This window comes from Chryseomicrobium aureum (assembly GCF_016909155.1).
Taxonomy (GTDB): domain Bacteria; phylum Bacillota; class Bacilli; order Bacillales_A; family Planococcaceae; genus Chryseomicrobium; species Chryseomicrobium aureum.
Window position 1 is genome coordinate 22,325 of record NZ_JAFBFG010000002.1, and the last position, 17,855, is coordinate 40,179.

A 17,855-nucleotide genomic window follows, 5' to 3' on the forward strand; every position below is an offset into this window, starting at 1 on the left:
ATTTAGCGTTTATCAAGCCATCTCGCAAGCGTCATACCACTGAACTGGATGAGCTGGACGAGAATGACCATAATGATGATCATATACGTCATAAGGTCTGTCTTGAATTGTTGGTAGCCGTAGCGGATTGCAAAGTCTCCGATACCGCCACCACCGACGACGCCCATGATGGTCGAATACGAGATAAAACTGATGATGGATGTCGTGAGCCCCATCACAAGGCTAGACCGTGCTTCCACATACAGGAATTTCGTGATGATTTCCCGAACAGATGCGCCCATTGAAACCGCCGCTTCTAATACGCCGCGCGGAACATCGAGCAACGATTGCTCTACTAACCGCGAGTAATGCGCGATCGCAATGATAGCGAGAGGGACCGTTGCCGCCGTTGTACCAATAGCTGTGCCGATGATGAGTCGCGTGAACGGAATCAAAAAGACGACGAGTAATAAGAACGGGAAGGAACGCGTACTATTCACGAGCAAGTTCAGCGTCGAGAACACCGCTTGGTTTTCAAGCAACTGGCCTTTGCGACATAAAAATAAGAATGTCCCGACTGGAAGTCCGATCAAAACAGCGAAAAGAATCGAAACACCGACCATATAAAACGTCTCGCCAATTGACTGGATAATTTCTCCTTGGTACTGCACAAGAACATCAGGCATCGCGAGGAACTCCTTTCAACTGCTCTACAAAATATGCAGACGAGCTTCCAGGCGTCTTGATACCATGTGGTTCATGTGTAAACGACTCATAAATATGCCCGTTCTCAAGTACTGTCACAGCTGTACAAATACTTTTGATGACGTCCATCTCATGGCTGACAATCACAATCGTGATCCCCAGGCGCTCGTTGATATCCTTTAAGACGGCCAACACTTCTGCTGTCGTTTGAGGGTCAAGTGAAGAGGTCGGTTCGTCACAAAGTAGGACAGATGGGTTTGTTGCAAGAGCTCGTGCAATCGCCACACGCTGCTTCTGTCCACCACTCAGTTCAGCAGGGTACTTATCTGCCATCTCCTGAAGACCTACAAATTGTAGGCATTCCTGAACACGAGCGAGTTGATCCCGTTTTGGATAACGCGCAAGTTCGAGCGCGACACGAACATTGTCGCGGACCGTCTTATTCGCCACAAGATGAAAGTGTTGAAAAATCATCCCAATGGATTTCCGTACTTCCCGAAGACCTTTGCTAGAAAGTGCAGTGAGATTCTGACCTCCCACGTTCACACGACCACTATCAGGCTTCTCCAAAAGATTCATCATCCGTAATAGTGTCGACTTCCCGGCACCACTCGCTCCGATGATTCCGTAAATGGCTCCTTTTGGAATCGTGAGCGTCACGTCGTCTATCGCTATAAATGCGCCATAACGCTTTGTGATGTGCTGTACATCAATCATGTTCCATGCTCCTATCAAATGTATGTATACTTCTACACAACGCCTCTAATTATAGACCACGCCTTATTCCGTGTAAAATAGTAGGATTATTGTCAGAGTAGTGCGATAAATATGCAGAAAATACCTCTGTGACGGTAAGTTCGTCAAAGACTCGTCACAACTTCTCAGACGCCAATGCGTTAGTCCTTTCTCAGAATGGGTACACTATAGGAAACACGTAAGTCGCATTTGGAGCGGTGTTGCGACTATACTAGAAGTGACTGGACGAGAGAGGAGCGGCGCACATGACAGATGTGATCAAAACAGACGTACTGATTATCGGAGCAGGGCCAGCAGGGCTGATGGCAGCGAATGAGTTCCAGAAACGAAACGTGGACTTTATCTGCTTAGAAAAACGCTCCGGTCCGACCCAATTATCCAAAGCACTCGGCATCCAAGCACGGTCTGTCGAGCTATTAGAATTTTTAGGGATCCACGAACTCTTTTTACGAAGAGGCTACCCGGGACCAGGAATGAAAATGCACTTGGCAGGGAGAAATCCCTCTTACGTCGAGCTAAACCATATTAAGAGTCGCTATCCGTATCTTTTTATTTTGCCGCAAAATGAAATTGAAGAACTGTTTGTGGCGAATCTTGCGGCGCAAGATGCAGAAATTTATATGGAGCATGAAGTCGTCGACATCAAACAGAACGATGACGGTGTCTTTGTGACCGCCATTCACCATGGTGTTGAAAAACGTTATTTTGCGAAATATGCGTTAGCTTGTGATGGCGTCCGAAGCCAAGTACGTCACTACTTGGATTTTCCCTTTATTGGAGCGGATGAAGGATACACATTCTTCACTTCTGACGTCGAGATTCCAGGGCTGAATGAAATTTTCATCAATATGCATTTGAATGATCGAGGTGCTGTGGCCTTATTCCCATACAAAGACGGTACGTATCGCGTTGTAGGGATGGACCGGGCTCGCCAAGGGAAGAATGCGCCAAAAGAAATGCCACTCGAAGCCTTGCAAGAAAGTCTCGATCGCATTCTCGATGTTCCCTATCGTGTCGAAGTCCCACAGTGGATCCGTACATTTGAGACAGCTCACCGTCAAGTACCCGATTACCGTGTTGGCAACGTGTTTTTCCTAGGCGATGCTGCGCATGTCAACAATCCACTTGGTGGTCAAGGGATGAATCTAGGGCTTGAAGACGCTTCAAATATTTGTTGGAAGATGGATCTCGTATTGAAGGGGTATGCAAAAGATTCCTTCTTAGCGAGTTACAATGAAGAACGTTATCCGATTGCAAAAGAAGTTATTCGGGATACAACACTTGAATTGAAAGCCATTGAACAGACTGGGGTCATCGGAAAGCTTCGGAACTGGGCAGGAAAAGCCGTACTCAGTCAAAATTGGGTACAGCCACTCGTGGCAAACTACTACTCGCATATTCATCATGAATACCATAAAGTGAAGCGTAACAAAGAGTTTAGAGATAAACGATTGTCACGCAAGGCCATACAAGCTGGACAGCGTGTGCCTGACCAAAAATTGTTCTTTGAAGGCAAATCAACGGCGCGATTGTATCCGTTCGTACAAAAACATGAATTTGTTTGCCTGATTTACATTGACTGCTATGAACGCGAGCTGATTGACTATGCGCAAACATTCAAGAAACTGGTAGAGTCTGTGTATCCAGGAATGATGAAAGTGTTTGTCGTCGCTCGTGGCGGTACGCTCCATTTAGAAGAAGAGGCTTTGCCAATCATTTATGATGTCCACCGCCATCTAGATCTTGGTATTGGTATGGAAAAAGGAAGTACACTCATCTTACGCCCAGATGGACATGTCTTGTTCCATGACCTTTCAATGGATGCACAAGTGATGATTGATAAATTAGGTGCTTATTTTCAATAGTGAGACAACCCCAGGGGTTGTCTCACTTTTTAAGTTATCTTTGGTTTTGAGATAACCCAGGGATTGTCTCAAAACAAATTTTGTCAGTTCTTGTTGTACAATCTTTGTCAAATCTGTGATAATACATAGTATAAAGTTTTTTACGAAGGAGGAATGACCTATCCAACCATTGATCCATCACGCACGAGGGGCATTCCTTTTTGGTCTTTTGCTTGTAGCTGTAGTTATAGGTAAAACACTACTGGGCATTCCAGATTCGAATACAGAGGCACCCATATATTTGGTTGTCTATATCATTTTGACAGTCACAAGCTCCTTTATTGCTTTAATGATAGCTGTACAGGCATGGTTGTATACGCGTATTGGTGATTCCTACAACAATATAATTTTAGCTGGAATTTTCTTGGCAATCGGCCTCTTCGATCTGTTTCATCTACTGACGTTCCCTGGAATGCCAGCATCCTTTTTTACAACTCCTGAGATGTCCAGAGATTTTTGGTTTATTGCTCGAGTCACCGAGCTAGGTATGCTGTTGCTCTTGATTCTGCAACGACGACAACCGATTCAACTGCAAAACTTTAAAGGAGCAAGTATTCTTGTCACGATTTTCTATATTGTGTCAGTTGTTAGTCTCATTTTCGTACTTCAAGCTGTCTTGCCTGAACAGGTGGAGACACGTTACTACATCCGCATTGGACTGTTTCTTTTAGCTGTCGGTCATATTGGTGTAGTACTATGGTTGAAGTTTGGACGAAAAGAACTCAAATTGACGACATTTGAGAATTCGTTCATCTTACCGATTGCCATCTACTATATGTTTTTCTATCTTGTACTCTTATCGGGAGCGCCCGGTCACATTACCTATATCGGGGCACATCTTATGAAAATGGGAGCGCTTGTCTATCTATTTATCTTGCTGTATATCCAGTTTGGTGAAAAACCGTACCGCGAGATTGAACAATTATCTGAGACTTACGAGCGCTTTTTGAATACCGTTGGTGAAGGGATTTTCGGAGTCGACTTGCAAGGGAGACTGACATTCATCAATGACGCAGCTTCGAAAATGCTTGGATTCCGAAGAGATGAATTGGTTGGTCGATTGATTCATCCTATTATCCATCACACCAAAAAGAATGGTAGACCTCATTATATGGAAGACAGTCCTATCTATCTCTCTCTAGAAACTGCAGAATACTCCTTTGTGGCGGAAGATCAGTTTTGGCGCAAAGATGGTAAATCGTTTCCCATTGAATACTTTGTTCAACCTGTCGTCGAACGCGGCGCAACGCAAGGGGTGCTCGTCACATTCAAAGACATTACAGAACCTCTGAAACTCCGAGCGCTTGAACGCGAACACCAAGCCGTTCAAGTTGAGATTGGTCTTGCCGCAAAAGTGCAACAAGATTTATTCGACGCCATGGAGCGCACTGCATTGCCACTCGACATGGGTGTTGTAAGTAAAGCATTTAAGGAATTGAACGGGGATTTTTACACAGTCATTCCGCACGGTGAAGAAATAGTGTTTGGGGTTGCAGATGTCTCAGGAAAAGGGATTCCAGCTGCCATTCAGATGACGATGATGCAATTTGCGATGGAACTACGTGAGTCACCAGCAGCTGTGTTGTCTAAAATTAATTCATTTTCGCATACGTACATGGAGGCGAGTCGGTTTATCACCATGTTCAAAGGTTCCTACAATCAGCAGACCCGTGTTTTATGCTACGGATCTGCGGGTCACGAACCTGGAATTCTCTACAACTATAAAACAAAGACTTATCGAGAATTAATGCCTACCGGTCCACTACTCGGTATTTTAGAAGATGCTACCTTTCAAGAAAAGCGATTGGAGCTTGAAGAAGGCGATATCCTCGTATTATTCACAGATGGCTTAACAGAACGAAAGAAAAATAAATCAGATGATGGGGAACATTTACGGCGAGCACTTGAAGAGGCAGACTTTTCACAGTCGGCAGCGGAACTTGCGAAAGTCATATTGAATCGAGTCAATGCTCTCGAACCACTGCCCGTGGAAGATGACCAAACCCTCTTCATCTTGAAAGTATAGGAGGGTGTCATGGAAGTCCTTTTTGCAGATGTCTTATTAAACTTTTTATTGATTCTTACACCCCTTTACTTTTTCCAGTTCATTATCTCGAACTATAATTCCATTGGTGCGCGTGTATTTTTAGGTGTCCTTCTTGGACTCGCCGCTATTCTCTGTATGCTCTTTCCGATGGTTTCAGGAGATGGGTTCTTATGGGACCTGAGGTGGGTGGCGCTCCTGATTTCGATTGTATACGGAGGAATTTTAAGTGGAGGCATCACAGCTACGCTGATCATTCTCTTCCGCTTCTCACTCGGAGGATTTCAAGGTGCATTGATTGTCGTAGGGGTAGCCGCAGCGTTAATCCTTGTATTTTTATTCGTACGTCGTGGATTTTTACGGCTCTCTTTCCAGCTCCGTATTTTGGCGAGTGGAGGACTAGGCATCATTGCTTGGGGGATGGCGATCGGTGGCATCGTCACACACTTTACACTGAACGGACAAGTTGCCGAGCTGCGAGAAATTGCGTTTCCGGTGTTTAGCAGCATGTTCATCCTTTATATTGTCTCGAGTGTATCGTTTATTTATTTCTCCGAAAATATGCGTCACTATACTACACTGAAAAATGAGGCATTGACGACAGAGAAGGTGAACTACATTACTGAGGTGGGCGAGTTGCTTGGTAATCAATTAACGGGTCACATTGAGCAGGCGGAAAAACACTTGAGAGAGCTAAAAGGAAAATTCAGTTCCGCAGACAATGCGAAATTAGAAGCAATTGAAGTGGAGCTAGAACAATTGAATCAAGCACTGAATCACTACACCTCGGGACAAGATGCTTTGATGGGGACGGATAAAAAATCACTAAGCATACTTACTGAGGAAGTGGTAGACAGTCTGAGACCTTACGCGGAACAAAAAGGTGTGCGGATGACAGTGGATATCGATCTATTAGAAGAAGTAGAGGTTCAATATGTACAAGTGAAACAAGTACTGATCAATCTCGTCAAAAACGCACTAGATGCCACTCCTAAAGGAGGACAAGTGACGCTCTCAGCGATGATCAAGCGTAACTGGCTGTACATCTATGTGGATGACAGTGGAATTGGGATTGCTCAAGATCAGCTTGTCGGACTGATGGATCTTACTTATGGATCGGGCAGTTCAATTGCAGGGCAGGGGCTTCGTGTGACGCAACAACTTGTCCGAGAGCTAGAAGGGACGTTCTCCATAACTAGTGAAGTTCAAAAAGGAACGACCATTACATTAAAATTTCCATTATAAAAAGCACGTGACCTCCGAAATGGAAGTCACGTGCTTCTTTTCATTCATTTAGTTTTTTAAGTCGAAACGGTCAGCATCCATCACTTTTACCCAAGCTTTTGCAAAGTCGTTAACAAATTTCTGTTTGTTGTCGTCTTGTGCATACACTTCTGCAAGTGCGCGAAGGATTGAGTTTGAACCGAATACTAGGTCGAAGCGCGTAGCTGTGTGTTTTACTTCGCCAGACTTACGGTTGCGGCCTTCGTATTGGTTGAAGCCTGCTGGTTTCCATTCGATGTTCATATCTAGTAAGTTTACGAAGAAGTCGTTCGTCAACTTGCCAGTTTGTTCACCGAATACGCCGTGTTTCGTATCTCCATGGTTTGCACCAAGAGCACGTAGTCCACCTACAAGAACTGTCATTTCAGGAGCTGTTAGACCAAGTAGATGCGCTTTGTCGACTAGCATTTCTTCAGGGCTTGTTGGGTACTCTGCTTTCTGATAGTTACGGAAACCATCAGAGATTGGCTCGAGTACTTCGAAGCTTTCTGCGTCTGTTTGTTCTTCCGTTGCATCACCGCGGCCTGGTGAGAATGGAACGACAATATCAAAGCCAGCATCACGTGCTGCTTTTTCAACTGCTGCTGTTCCACCAAGAACGATTAGGTCAGCCAAGCTCACATGTTTTTCAAGTCCAGCTTGTAGGTCTTCGTAGATCTTCAAAGCCTTCTCAAGAAGTTGTGGCTCGTTTGCTTCCCAGCTGCGTTGTGGAGCAAAACGGATACGCGCACCGTTCGCGCCTCCGCGCATATCTGTGTGGCGGAATGTGCTTGCAGAAGCCCAAGCTACTTTTACAAGTTCGCTTACTGTTAGGTCTGTAGCCAAGATTTTTTCTTTTAAATCCGCAATTTCTTCGTTAGACAATGTATAGTCTACTGTTGGAACTGGATCTTGCCAAATCAATTCCTCTTTTGGTACTTCAGGTCCCCAGTAACGATCTTTAGGTCCCATGTCGCGGTGAAGAAGTTTGAACCAAGCGCGTGCAAATGCATCTTCGAATGCTGCATGGTCTTCGTAGAAGCGGCGAGAGATTTTCTCGTAATCTGGATCGATTTTTAGAGCCATATCAGCAGTTGACATCATCGTCGGTACTTTTTTGCTAGAATCTTCTGCATCTGGAGCTTTGTCTTCGTCTTTTAAGTCTTTCGCAATCCACTGGTATGCACCGGCTGGGCTTTTTGTTAATTCCCAATCGTATTCAAAGAGTTGTACCCAGAACCCGTTGTCCCATTGTGTAGGGTTTGCTGTCCAAGCGCCTTCAAGACCTGAAGAAATCGTGTCGCGTCCCTTACCAGACTTATGGCTACTCAACCAACCTAAACCTAGGTTTTCGATATCTGCTGCTTCAGGGTCATCTCCAACTTGAGATGGATCACCAGCACCGTGCGTTTTACCGAATGTGTGACCACCTGCAATAAGTGCAACTGTTTCTTCATCGTTCATTCCCATACGCGCGAATGTATCACGGATGTCTTTAGCAGATGCGAGTGGATCTGGTTTTCCGTTTGGTCCTTCTGGGTTTACGTAGATCAGACCCATTTGAACCGCAGCTAGTGGATTTTCAAGTTCACGGTCACCGGAGTAACGGTTGTCTGCCAACCACTCTTTTTCGTTCCCCCAGTACACATCTTCTTCTGGATGCCAAATATCTTCGCGTCCTGCTGCGAAACCGAATGTTTTGAAGCCCATAGACTCAAGTGCCACGTTTCCAGTAAGTACTAGAAGGTCAGCCCAAGAGATCTTGTTTCCGTACTTTTGTTTGATAGGCCAAAGTAGACGACGTGCTTTGTCTAAGTTGACGTTATCTGGCCAGCTGTTTAGTGGAGCGAAACGTTGGTTTCCTGTGTTCCCACCGCCACGGCCGTCGAAAGTGCGGTATGTACCCGCTGCGTGCCATGACATACGAATGAATAGACCGCCGTAATGACCATAATCTGCTGGCCACCAGTCTTGGCTATCTGTCATGAGTTTGCGAAGATCCTCTTTTAACGCATCATAATCGAGCTTAGAGAACTCCTCTTTATAATCGAAGTCAGTCCCGAACGGATTTGCTTTCGTATCGTGCTGGCGCAAAATGTTCAGGTTGAGCATATTTGGCCACCAGTCTTTGTTGTTTGTGCCACCAGGTTTCTTAGATGTCGTGATTGCGCTGTCTTTATGGCCTGCACCCATACCTGTAACCGGGCATTGTCCGTCACCAGCAGCTGTGTGTCCTGGGTTTTGATTGTTGTTTTCCATTCTCAATTCTCCTCCTTTAATTCAGATCGTGAAAAATGGTTTGCATTCGAATGACCCTAAGAGAATCATTCTCACTTTATAATTATACTAAATAAGACTTCAGAAATGAAGCGAGAAGGTCGGAAATCGAGATTTATTTTTCTTCTCAACTAGTTTTCTCGAAATGGTATAATTAAACAACAAAGGCACCGATGAGCAGAAAGGCAGATGGCGATGACACTTACAATCCGGCATATGAGAGAAGACGATGTGGAAAGTGTTCAAGATGTGGCGAGAACCTCTTGGAACAGCACATATGAAGATATTATTCCCCTTGACGTTCAGGCAAACTTTTTGAAGATGGCGTATAACTCTGAGCAATTACAGCGTCGCCTAGAGCATTCGTTATTTTTAGTGGCGGAAGAAGGGGAGCGCATTGTCGGTTTTGCAAACTATTCGACCGTGAAAGAAGACGGGTCCGCCGAACTCGCAGCGATCTATCTACACCCTCAGTATCAAGGGAAAGGAATAGGCTCGTCTCTACTAAAGCGTGGAATCGAAGAACTTTCGGGCGTGCGGTCCGTATGGATCAATGTAGAGAAAGAGAATTGGTCTGGACTTTCATTCTATGCAGCTAAAGGTTTTGAGGTAGTCCGCGAATTTGAAGAGGATTTTGATGGTCATGTATTGAAGACTGTACGTATGGAATTAATCGTCGCTAAATAAGGAGCATAAAAAGGCCCGAACCACAACTGGTTCGGGTCTTTGTACTTATTCCTTCACGCGTAACAGACGCATGGAGTTCAGTACGACTAGTACAGTTGAACCCACGTCTGCCAACACGGCCATCCAGAGTGTTAACCAGCCTGGGATGATCAACAACAAGGCGAGCACTTTGATAGCAAGGGCAAATCCGATATTTTGTTTGATAACTGCAAGAGTTTTGCGACTGAGTCCCATCGTATAAGGGAGCTTCGTCAAATCATCTGCAAGTAGAGCGATGTCTGCGGTTTCAAGGGCTGTGTCTGTTCCAGCGCCCCCCATGGCAATTCCAACGGTCGCACTGGCAAGAGCGGGTGCATCATTCACGCCATCACCGACCATTGCGACAGAACCATGTTTCGCTTGAAGCTCGCGAATTTTTTCAAGCTTTTGCTCGGGTAGTAAGCTTGCTTCAACAGCATCAAGTCCTAGTTTTTGATTGATTGCATTAGCAGTGATCGCATTGTCTCCAGTCAACATGACAAGCTTTTCAATACCAATTTCTTTCAAGCGTTCAATGACTGATGGGCTGACACTCCGGAGTGGGTCGGCTACAGCTACTAGACCAAGTAGTTGTGAATCGTCTCCGAGAACCATCACCGTTTTTCCGTTTTGTTGTAAGTTTCCTATAGTCCATTCGAGTTCAGGTGTAAACTCTTTGTGGTCTATAAATAATTCTGGACTTCCGATTTGAACGAGTTGCCCTTCAATCATACCTTGGGCACCTTTTCCTGTTAGAGAACGAAATTCGGATACCTGAACTGCAGGAATTCCTTGAGATTCCCCGTACCGTACAATCGCAGAAGCTAGTGGATGCTGCGAAAACTGTTCGATTCCAGCCGCAAGTGCAATGACTTGCTCAGATGTATACGAGTGAAAAGGAATAATGTCTGTCACGGCAGGGCGCCCTTCCGATAAAGTGCCTGTCTTATCAAATGCGATAGCACGAATACGCCCGAGCTCTTCTAAATAGACGCCACCTTTAATCAATACACCGTTCTTTGCAGCATTGCCAATAGCTGTGACGATTGCAACGGGAGTAGAAACGACAAGTGCACAAGGACATCCTACGACTAAAACTGTTAGCCCTCGATAAATCCATTCCGACCAATCTCCTGAAAATGCAAGAGGAGGGAGGACGGCAACAAAGAGCGCGATCAGTACTATTGCGGGTGTATAATATGCAGCGAAGCGATCGACAAACTGTTGGGAAGGTGCTTTTGCAGCTTGTGCTTCTTCTACGAGATGAATAATCTTAGCAATTGTTGTATCTTCGACGCGTTTTGTTACGGTTACTTCTAAGAATCCTTCTTCATTTAAAGAGCCTGCAAAGACTTCATCGCCAACTTGTTTGAACTTCGGCATAGATTCCCCAGTAATGGCCGCTTCATTGATAGCAGATTCACCAGACGCTACAATTCCGTCCATCGCAATTTTCTGACCAGGCTTCACAAGCAGAGTATCCCCAATTTGAATGTCGTTTACATCTAAAGTGAGCAGTTGATCCTTGCGTCGTATGATTGCTTCGCTTGGTGCAATGTCCATCAGACTGCGTATGGACTGACGAGCTCTATCCATCGAATATCCTTCTAGTGCTTCACTAAAAGCAAAAAGTAATACGACAACGGCACCTTCTTGCCATTCACCAATGAGGGCTGCCCCAATGATGGCAATCGTCATCAATGTCTTCATATCAAACTCAAAGCGTACGAGATTTGAAAAGCCTATACGGAACAAAGATAGCCCGCCAACCACAATTGCAGTGATGTAGAGTCCGATTGCTGTCCAGTCCGGTGCTGGCGTTCCGTAGTCTACAAAAAGAGCAGCTAGTAAAAAGAACAATGAAAAAACTGTGGCTCGGTTTTCAGATGAAGCCCAAAAAGAACGTTTCTCACGTTGTACAGGTCGTTTAGAGTCCTCATACACTCGGATTCCGTCAAAAGCACCTGCTTTTTCAAGCTGCTCAATCGTGACATCTCCAGTGATTGTGAGTTTGGAAGCACCAAAATTTAATTGGAGGTCTTTAACAGTCTCGATTTCTTTGATATTTTTTTCGAATTTAGCCGCGCAGTTTGTACACGACAAGCCTTCTAATCGGTAGATATGAGGTTGTGTAGGCATGTCATTCACTTCCTTTACATTCAAATGAACGTTTGATTGATTTTAGTATATGCTCGTTACTAGGATGTGTCAATGATATTCAAATAAACATTTGAATGAAAAAATCTCTAGTTCATTGCGAACTAGAGATGAAATTATTCATTATGATGTTCGATTGCGATTTTTACTAAATCGGTGATGTGGTGGTCTTTTACCGAATAATAGACAAGCTTGCCTTGTTTACGGTTTTTTGCAATCCCCATTGTACGTAGCAAGCGCAGGTGATGCGAAGCTGTTGCGGTTGACGTACCAATAATGGCTGCTACATCACAAACACATAGTTCATCTTCTTGTGTCAAAGCATAGATGATCTTCATCCGTGTGGCATCTGACAAAGCTTTAAATATAGTTTCGACACCCTCTACTTGGTGGATGAGTGGTGTGACACGTTCGACTACTTCAGGGTGCGTACATTCCACTTCGCAGCTATCAGACGTTTGTTTCTTTACGTGTTGCGTCATTTTAAATCGCTTCCTTTAAACTAGGGTGCTTTTAGTATAGCAAACCTATTTATTCCAAACATCTTCATAGCTTGGCATTTTTCATACAATTAGTGTAGCACGTTTACGATGCCTTATACAAAAAGAGGCAGGGACATAACTCAGTTAATTCCACAAATGAAGTTAAAGATAACAAAATGAAAAGTGTGTAGGAGTGACTCCAGCGGGATTATAAGCGGAAGCTGAGACCGAGGCTCAGCCCGCGCCCGCGGAACGCTTCCCCTACACCCAATAGAACATACAAAAAGGGAGTTTCTCATGACGAAAAACTCCCTTTGCTGGGTTTTGTCACAGCCTCTTTTATTCTTCTTCAGATAAAGAGTTAGATGTCTCCGGCAAATCCGGGAGCGTTAATAAAACGCGCTCTACATGATTTTGCTCGAATTCAATAACGCGTAATTGGAAGTTGTGTTCTGAAAACGAATCGCCTTGTTGGACATCGAGTGAACGTGCATGGATCCAACCGGCAATCGTCTCGATATCTTCAGATTCTTCGAAGTGAATAGAGAAACGTTCCGTCAAGTCGGACAATAGAACACGCCCGTCGACTTCATATTGACGTGGGCCGATCTCATGGATATCATCGACTTCATCCGTATCAAACTCATCACGAATTTCTCCGACAATCTCTTCAAGGACGTCTTCAAGTGTCAACATCCCGGCAGTACCACCGTATTCATCGACAACCAATACCATGTGCGCATGGTTGGCTTTCATTGTTGCAAAGGTTTTATCAAGCTGTGTCGTTTCAGAGACAACAGGAAGAGGCTTCACATAAGACGCAAAATCTTGAAGGGTTTCTGCAGCGATCTCAAGTAAGATTTCTTTCGCATTGATGTACCCAATAATTTTGTCTTTGTCGTAGTCTTCTGTAATCGCATATCGTGTAAATTGATGCTCTTCAAATTCTTGAAGCATTTCTTCATGGGTTGTTGTGATATCAATGGTTTCCATTTTTGTGCGGGGCACCATCAAATCACGTGCGACATGCTCATCAAATGCAAAGATATTATGCATAAAAGCAATCTCGGTTTGGTTCAATTCTCCACTTTTAAAACTCCGTGCCATGAGAATCTTTAACTCTTCTTCAGAGTGTGCTGTATCATGTCCTGCTGGCTTTACACCAAACAGACTCAATAAAAGACGACCAGATCCATTCAAGAACCAGATGAAGGGGAACATGATTTTTCCGAACCAATAGAGCGGGCGCGATAGCAATAAAGTCATGCGTTCTGCAAATTGGATAGCCAACGTTTTCGGTGCTAGTTCACCTACTACAACGTGTAAAAATGTCACAAGTGAGAACGCTAGCAGAAATGATAGTACCGAGATCACAGAAGCTGGCAAATCATACTGTTGAAACACTGGGTAAAGAAGTAATTCTACAGTCGGTTTTCCTAAAAATCCAAGGCCAAGAGCGGTAACTGTTATACCTAACTGGCAGGCAGATAGATAGTAATCTAAGTCAGACGTCACTTTTTTTGCAAGTACAGCACTTTGATTTCCTTCTGCAATCAACTGGTCGAGTCGAGATGAACGTACTTTAACTACAGCGAATTCAGAGCCTACAAAAAAGGCGGTTGCTGCAATTAAAAACACAATCATAAATAAATTAAATGCTATTTCTATGTCCAAATGGTCCCCTAAAAGGGTGACACCTCCATTAAATTGAGTAAATTAAAGTTCTTCTGATAGCTCAGGTAATTTTGGAATGATTTGCAATCGAGCAGACTCCATATGGTGTTGCTCTACTTCAACAGCTTCTACTGAAAATGTTTCAGTCGCTACAGTATCACCTGTCTCGAGTTCAAGTTTTTGTGTCTGCATCCACCCAGAGAGGGTATCGATGTTTTCAGAGTCCTCGAACTGAAGATTGAATTTTTCTTGCAACTCATCTAACAACACGCGGCCCTGCACGATATAAGTGTTGTCGCCAATTTCCTGAATATCATCTACTTCATCTTCATCAAATTCATCTCGTATCTCTCCCACGATTTCTTCAAGTAAATCTTCAAGTGTCACGATACCGGCAGTACCACCGAATTCATCGACAACTAGGGCGATATGAGATTGTCTTGTCTTCATCAATTCAAAGATTTCAACTAATGGTGTCGTTTCCACGATGACAGGGATTTCTTTAATAAAATGTTGAAGCCCATGCTCTTTTTTTGTTGCAAGAGCTGTGAGCATTTCTTTTACATTGATATACCCAATGATATGGTCTTTGTCGAGATTTTCTGTTACAGGGTAACGAGTAAATTGGTGTTCACTGAAAAAATCGATTAATTCTTGGCGTGTGGATTCAAGTGAGACCGTTTCAATCTTTGTACGTGGAATCATTAAATCTTTTGCAACGCGTGAATCGAACGAAAACACATTTTGCATGAACGCAAGCTCCGTTTGATTGATCTCCCCACTTTGATAACTGTGGGTCATAATAATCTTTAACTCTTCTTGAGAGTGGGCCAGTTCTTGTGCAGAAGGTTTTACGCCGAATAGACGAAGTAAAAGACGAGCTGATCCGTTTAACGTCCAAATGAACGGGAACATGATTTTTCCGAACCAATACAGCGGTTTTGCAAGAAGTAAGGTCATCGGTTCTGCGAATTGAATAGCGAGTGTCTTCGGTGCTAGTTCTCCTATAACAACGTATAAAAATGTTACTGAGCTAAAAGCGATACCGAATGAAAGTACAGAAACGAATGGATCGCCGATACCGAGACTTTCAAATGTAGGGTGCAACAATTTTTCAACAGTTGGTTCCCCGAGCCATCCTAAACCGAGTGCCGTGACGGTGATACCCAGCCGACATGCAGACAAATAATAATCCAAGTCTGTTGTAATCCGCTTTGCGAGTGCAGCTGTTTGATTGCCTTCTGAAATTAATTGATCCAATCGTGACATACGCACTTTAACGACTGCGAACTCAGATCCTACGAAAAAAGCTGTGAGTGCAATCAATAAAGCTACCAATCCTAAGTTAAGCCATAATATACTACTGTCCAATAGGTCCCCTAAAAGGGTGACACCTCCGTAAATGTATGTTGTAATGTGGCTCTTTCAACTATGTAATCCAGCGCCTAGCGTTGCGTGCGTAAACAGCAGGTGTCTGTTGAAAGGGGGCCGTGTGTTTGTGAGTGGTAAAGAGACAAATTCGTTAATTTCGCCATTTTACCAGAACGGAAAATATCCTTCCCAAGTAGAGCACCTCCCATTTTTTCAAATTAAGACTACTTTACCATATTCAAAATTGTCCGTACAGTAGAACGTAGCTTATATATAAGAAGGAAAAGAAAGTATGAAACCTTTTCAATTGGACATACGTCCAAAGTATTATAAGAAAAGCAGAAACAAATAGCGTTCTACACATCTAGAATGAAATCGAGTTGCACCTCCTAGAAATCCCGCAAGAAGCCATCGCGGTCTATGAAGCAAAGAGCGCTTCACAGCCCACGCTGTCATCTCGCACAATTTCTGAACAGTCGGCTCTGCATCTGAAAGGAGTGAAAACAATGGTGACCTTAGTCCATGTGGCTAGTTTGGTTTCGATCGTGGCAGTTTCATTGTTAAAAGATACTTCGGACCGAGAAGTTCGAAGAAATATAAATGCTCTGCGCAACAAAATTTGGTTTCAAATGTATTGGAATGATGAACAGTCGCGAGAGTTAATTGAATCCGACGAACAACTGAAAAAGTTGATTGGCTGTATGAATCGTGAGAAGTTGAGTAAGCAGCGTTACGAAGCATGGCAAAGAAAGAAGTTTGTTACGATGATTGAAAAGAAAATGGCAGAAGCGTAAGGATAGTAGAGCAGTCTCTCCAGGGGCTGCTTTTTTATTCGAAAAAGTTGCTATCAATTTGTTTTCTGCTTTTGTATAATCAAAAGAAATGGTTGTGAAAGGTAGGGATTTGGATGTGGAATGATTTTAAAGCGTTTGCGTTTAAAGGCAACGTGTTAGAACTTGCGATTGCAGTTGTAATTGGAGCGGCATTTGGGAAAATCGTGTCTTCACTTGTTGAGAACATCATTACCCCAATCATCGGATTGATTATGGGCGGTGTAGACTTCTCAGGTCTTGCAATCTCTGTGGGTGACGCAAATGTTAAATATGGTGTGTTTATTCAATCGATTATCGATTTCGTAATCGTTGCATTTGCCATCTTTATGTTTGTTCGTCTGCTTGGTCGCTTTAAGCGAAAAGAAGAAGTGAAGCCGGAAGAAGGCCCGACGATTGATTCAAAAGAAGAGTTACTCATTGAGATTCGGGATTTACTTAAACAACAAAATACACCACGTTAAAGAGACGCCGCCTGGGAATTGTTAATTTCCTGGCGGTTTTTGCTATCTTTTTAACTGTTATAACGTTTTAGTTACTAAGAGGTGAAAAGATGAAAAAGAGATGGATAGTAATGAGTGTACTTGTTGCCGGTATAGTATTTTCCATCGTGTTTCGTGGTGGGGTGATTTTGCAGACGTTAGGGATTACATGGGAGAATCCGTTTGCACCAACTGTCGAAGTGGAGGACCGGACAGTTTGGAGTGACCGGAACGGCAATGGTATCGCAGACCAGTTAGACATCGTGGCAGCAGCTCGAGTTGAAGTGGAGAATCGGACTACGTATAAAAGTGCCTATTATGGCGGTGGCTATCCCCCAGAAGATGAAGGAGTCTGTACGGACGTTATTTGGCGCGGTTTACTGGGTGCAGATATCAGCTTAAAAGATGAAATGGATACGGATATTGCAGCAAATGTAGAGGCGTATCCTAGAACAGAAGGTAAGCCTGACCCTAATATCGACTTTCGACGTGTGCCGAATCAATATGCATTTTTAGAACGTCACGCAGAATCTTTGACGACAGAATTGATACCGGGTGATCTAGATAATCTAGCGGAGTGGCAACCTGGAGATATTGTGATCTTCTTGGATGGAACAGATCACGCAGGCATTATTTCAGATCGTCGTGCAAAGGACGGAACGCCGTATATGATTCACAATACGCCGCCGTTTGCCGCAGAAATCAAATTGTCTTCGTATAAACAACCGATTGCCGGTCACTATCGTTGGAAGTTTACTGAAGAGGGTACAGCTACTCCCGAATGATGATATGCAATCCTTCTATTTGAAGTTGGGGGCGATCCACTAAAAATAAGCGGTTGTAATAGGCAAGACGTGAGTTGATATGGCGCTGTTCATGCTCTGACCAATAGGCAAGAGATTGCCCAGACTCTAAACAAAATGGCGTGTCTTCCACGTAGAGACGGCCATCAGACCCACGCACGACCTCTCCTGCGTAGAGGACAGGATCTGTTCCTTGGCGAATCAATAAAGCAAGTTCTTTTGTTTTTTCACTGACTGTCCATTGGAAAGTGGAGGATGAGAAATGGGATTCTTCATAGGCATAACTTTCAAATAGGTTGGCGAGTTGGCGAAGCTCTTGAGCAATGGGTTTCAATGCAGGGTTGTGTACACGCTCGGTTGAGTACAACAAAGTCATCACTCCTCCATAAGAACATTTGTTCTATCTTAGCATATGAAATTTAA

Annotated in this window: 15 protein-coding genes; 7 read left to right on the forward strand and 8 right to left on the reverse strand. The window is 43.9% G+C overall.

Translation table 11 applies throughout. The annotated features are described in order from the left end of the window. Nucleotides 1-2 precede the first annotated feature (2 nt). The gene (locus JOD03_RS03360; RefSeq protein WP_204589419.1) at nt 3-665 is read right to left on the reverse strand and encodes a methionine ABC transporter permease; all 663 of its coding nucleotides are present in this window, start codon (nt 663-665) and stop codon (nt 3-5) included. After that, entirely contained in the window at nt 658-1,401 is a 744-nt protein-coding gene (locus tag JOD03_RS03365) for a methionine ABC transporter ATP-binding protein (RefSeq protein WP_204589420.1), read from the reverse strand. The genes JOD03_RS03360 and JOD03_RS03365 overlap by 8 nt, the downstream gene beginning before the upstream one ends. A gap of 284 nt (nt 1,402-1,685) precedes the next feature. Here JOD03_RS03365 and JOD03_RS03370 point away from each other — a divergent pair, with 284 nt between their 5' ends. From JOD03_RS03370 to JOD03_RS03380, 3 genes are all read left to right on the forward strand, one after another. After that, nucleotides 1,686-3,305, forward strand: a complete 1,620-nt coding sequence (locus JOD03_RS03370) for an FAD-dependent monooxygenase (RefSeq protein ID WP_204589421.1) — start codon at nt 1,686-1,688, stop codon at nt 3,303-3,305. A 169-nt stretch (nt 3,306-3,474) separates the two neighbouring features. After that, nucleotides 3,475-5,370: a SpoIIE family protein phosphatase gene (locus JOD03_RS03375; RefSeq protein WP_204589422.1), complete on the forward strand. Its 1,896-nt coding sequence runs from the start codon at nt 3,475-3,477 to the stop codon at nt 5,368-5,370. Nucleotides 5,371-5,379: 9 nt separating this feature from the next. Then, nucleotides 5,380-6,633 carry an ATP-binding protein gene (locus JOD03_RS03380; protein ID WP_204589423.1) on the forward strand — a complete coding sequence of 418 codons (1,254 nt, stop codon included), beginning with the start codon at nt 5,380-5,382 and terminating at the stop codon, nt 6,631-6,633. Nucleotides 6,634-6,681: 48 nt separating this feature from the next. Here JOD03_RS03380 and katG read toward each other — a convergent pair whose 3' ends face one another. Continuing rightward, entirely contained in the window at nt 6,682-8,910 is a 2,229-nt protein-coding gene (gene katG, locus JOD03_RS03385; protein WP_204589424.1) for a catalase/peroxidase HPI, read from the reverse strand. A 213-nt stretch (nt 8,911-9,123) separates the two neighbouring features. Here katG and JOD03_RS03390 point away from each other — a divergent pair, with 213 nt between their 5' ends. Then, a complete protein-coding gene (locus JOD03_RS03390; protein ID WP_204589573.1) occupies nt 9,124-9,615 on the forward strand; it encodes a GNAT family N-acetyltransferase in 492 nt (163 codons plus the stop codon). Nucleotides 9,616-9,660: 45 nt separating this feature from the next. Here JOD03_RS03390 and JOD03_RS03395 read toward each other — a convergent pair whose 3' ends face one another. From JOD03_RS03395 to JOD03_RS03410, 4 genes are all read right to left on the reverse strand, one after another. Beyond that, nucleotides 9,661-11,772 (reverse strand): heavy metal translocating P-type ATPase, encoded by a 2,112-nt coding sequence (locus JOD03_RS03395; protein ID WP_204589425.1) that lies wholly within the window; start codon nt 11,770-11,772, stop codon nt 9,661-9,663. Nucleotides 11,773-11,906: 134 nt separating this feature from the next. Beyond that, on the reverse strand, nt 11,907-12,272 hold the full coding sequence (locus JOD03_RS03400; RefSeq protein ID WP_204589426.1) for an ArsR/SmtB family transcription factor: 366 nt from the start codon (nt 12,270-12,272) through the stop codon (nt 11,907-11,909). A 339-nt stretch (nt 12,273-12,611) separates the two neighbouring features. Continuing rightward, nucleotides 12,612-13,946, reverse strand: coding sequence for a hemolysin family protein (locus JOD03_RS03405; RefSeq protein WP_239584811.1), 1,335 nt, complete (start codon nt 13,944-13,946; stop codon nt 12,612-12,614). Between the two features lie 42 nt (nt 13,947-13,988). Next, nucleotides 13,989-15,317, reverse strand: a complete 1,329-nt coding sequence (locus JOD03_RS03410; RefSeq protein WP_204589427.1) for a hemolysin family protein — start codon at nt 15,315-15,317, stop codon at nt 13,989-13,991. 506 nt (nt 15,318-15,823) lie between these two features. Here JOD03_RS03410 and JOD03_RS03415 point away from each other — a divergent pair. The 3 genes from JOD03_RS03415 to JOD03_RS03425 all read left to right on the forward strand — a co-directional run bounded on the left by JOD03_RS03415 (nt 15,824) and on the right by JOD03_RS03425 (nt 17,414). Continuing rightward, nucleotides 15,824-16,111, forward strand: a complete 288-nt coding sequence (locus tag JOD03_RS03415; protein ID WP_204589428.1) for a hypothetical protein — start codon at nt 15,824-15,826, stop codon at nt 16,109-16,111. A 113-nt stretch (nt 16,112-16,224) separates the two neighbouring features. After that, a complete protein-coding gene (gene mscL / locus JOD03_RS03420; protein ID WP_204589429.1) occupies nt 16,225-16,611 on the forward strand; it encodes a large conductance mechanosensitive channel protein MscL in 387 nt (128 codons plus the stop codon). 89 nt (nt 16,612-16,700) lie between these two features. Further along, the gene (locus JOD03_RS03425; protein WP_204589430.1) at nt 16,701-17,414 is read left to right on the forward strand and encodes a DUF1287 domain-containing protein; all 714 of its coding nucleotides are present in this window, start codon (nt 16,701-16,703) and stop codon (nt 17,412-17,414) included. Here the strand turns inward: JOD03_RS03425 and JOD03_RS03430 are convergent. After that, nucleotides 17,401-17,802, reverse strand: a complete 402-nt coding sequence (locus tag JOD03_RS03430; protein WP_204589431.1) for a hypothetical protein — start codon at nt 17,800-17,802, stop codon at nt 17,401-17,403. The two genes, JOD03_RS03425 and JOD03_RS03430, sit on opposite strands and share 14 nt — an antisense overlap. Nucleotides 17,803-17,855 lie beyond the last annotated feature (53 nt).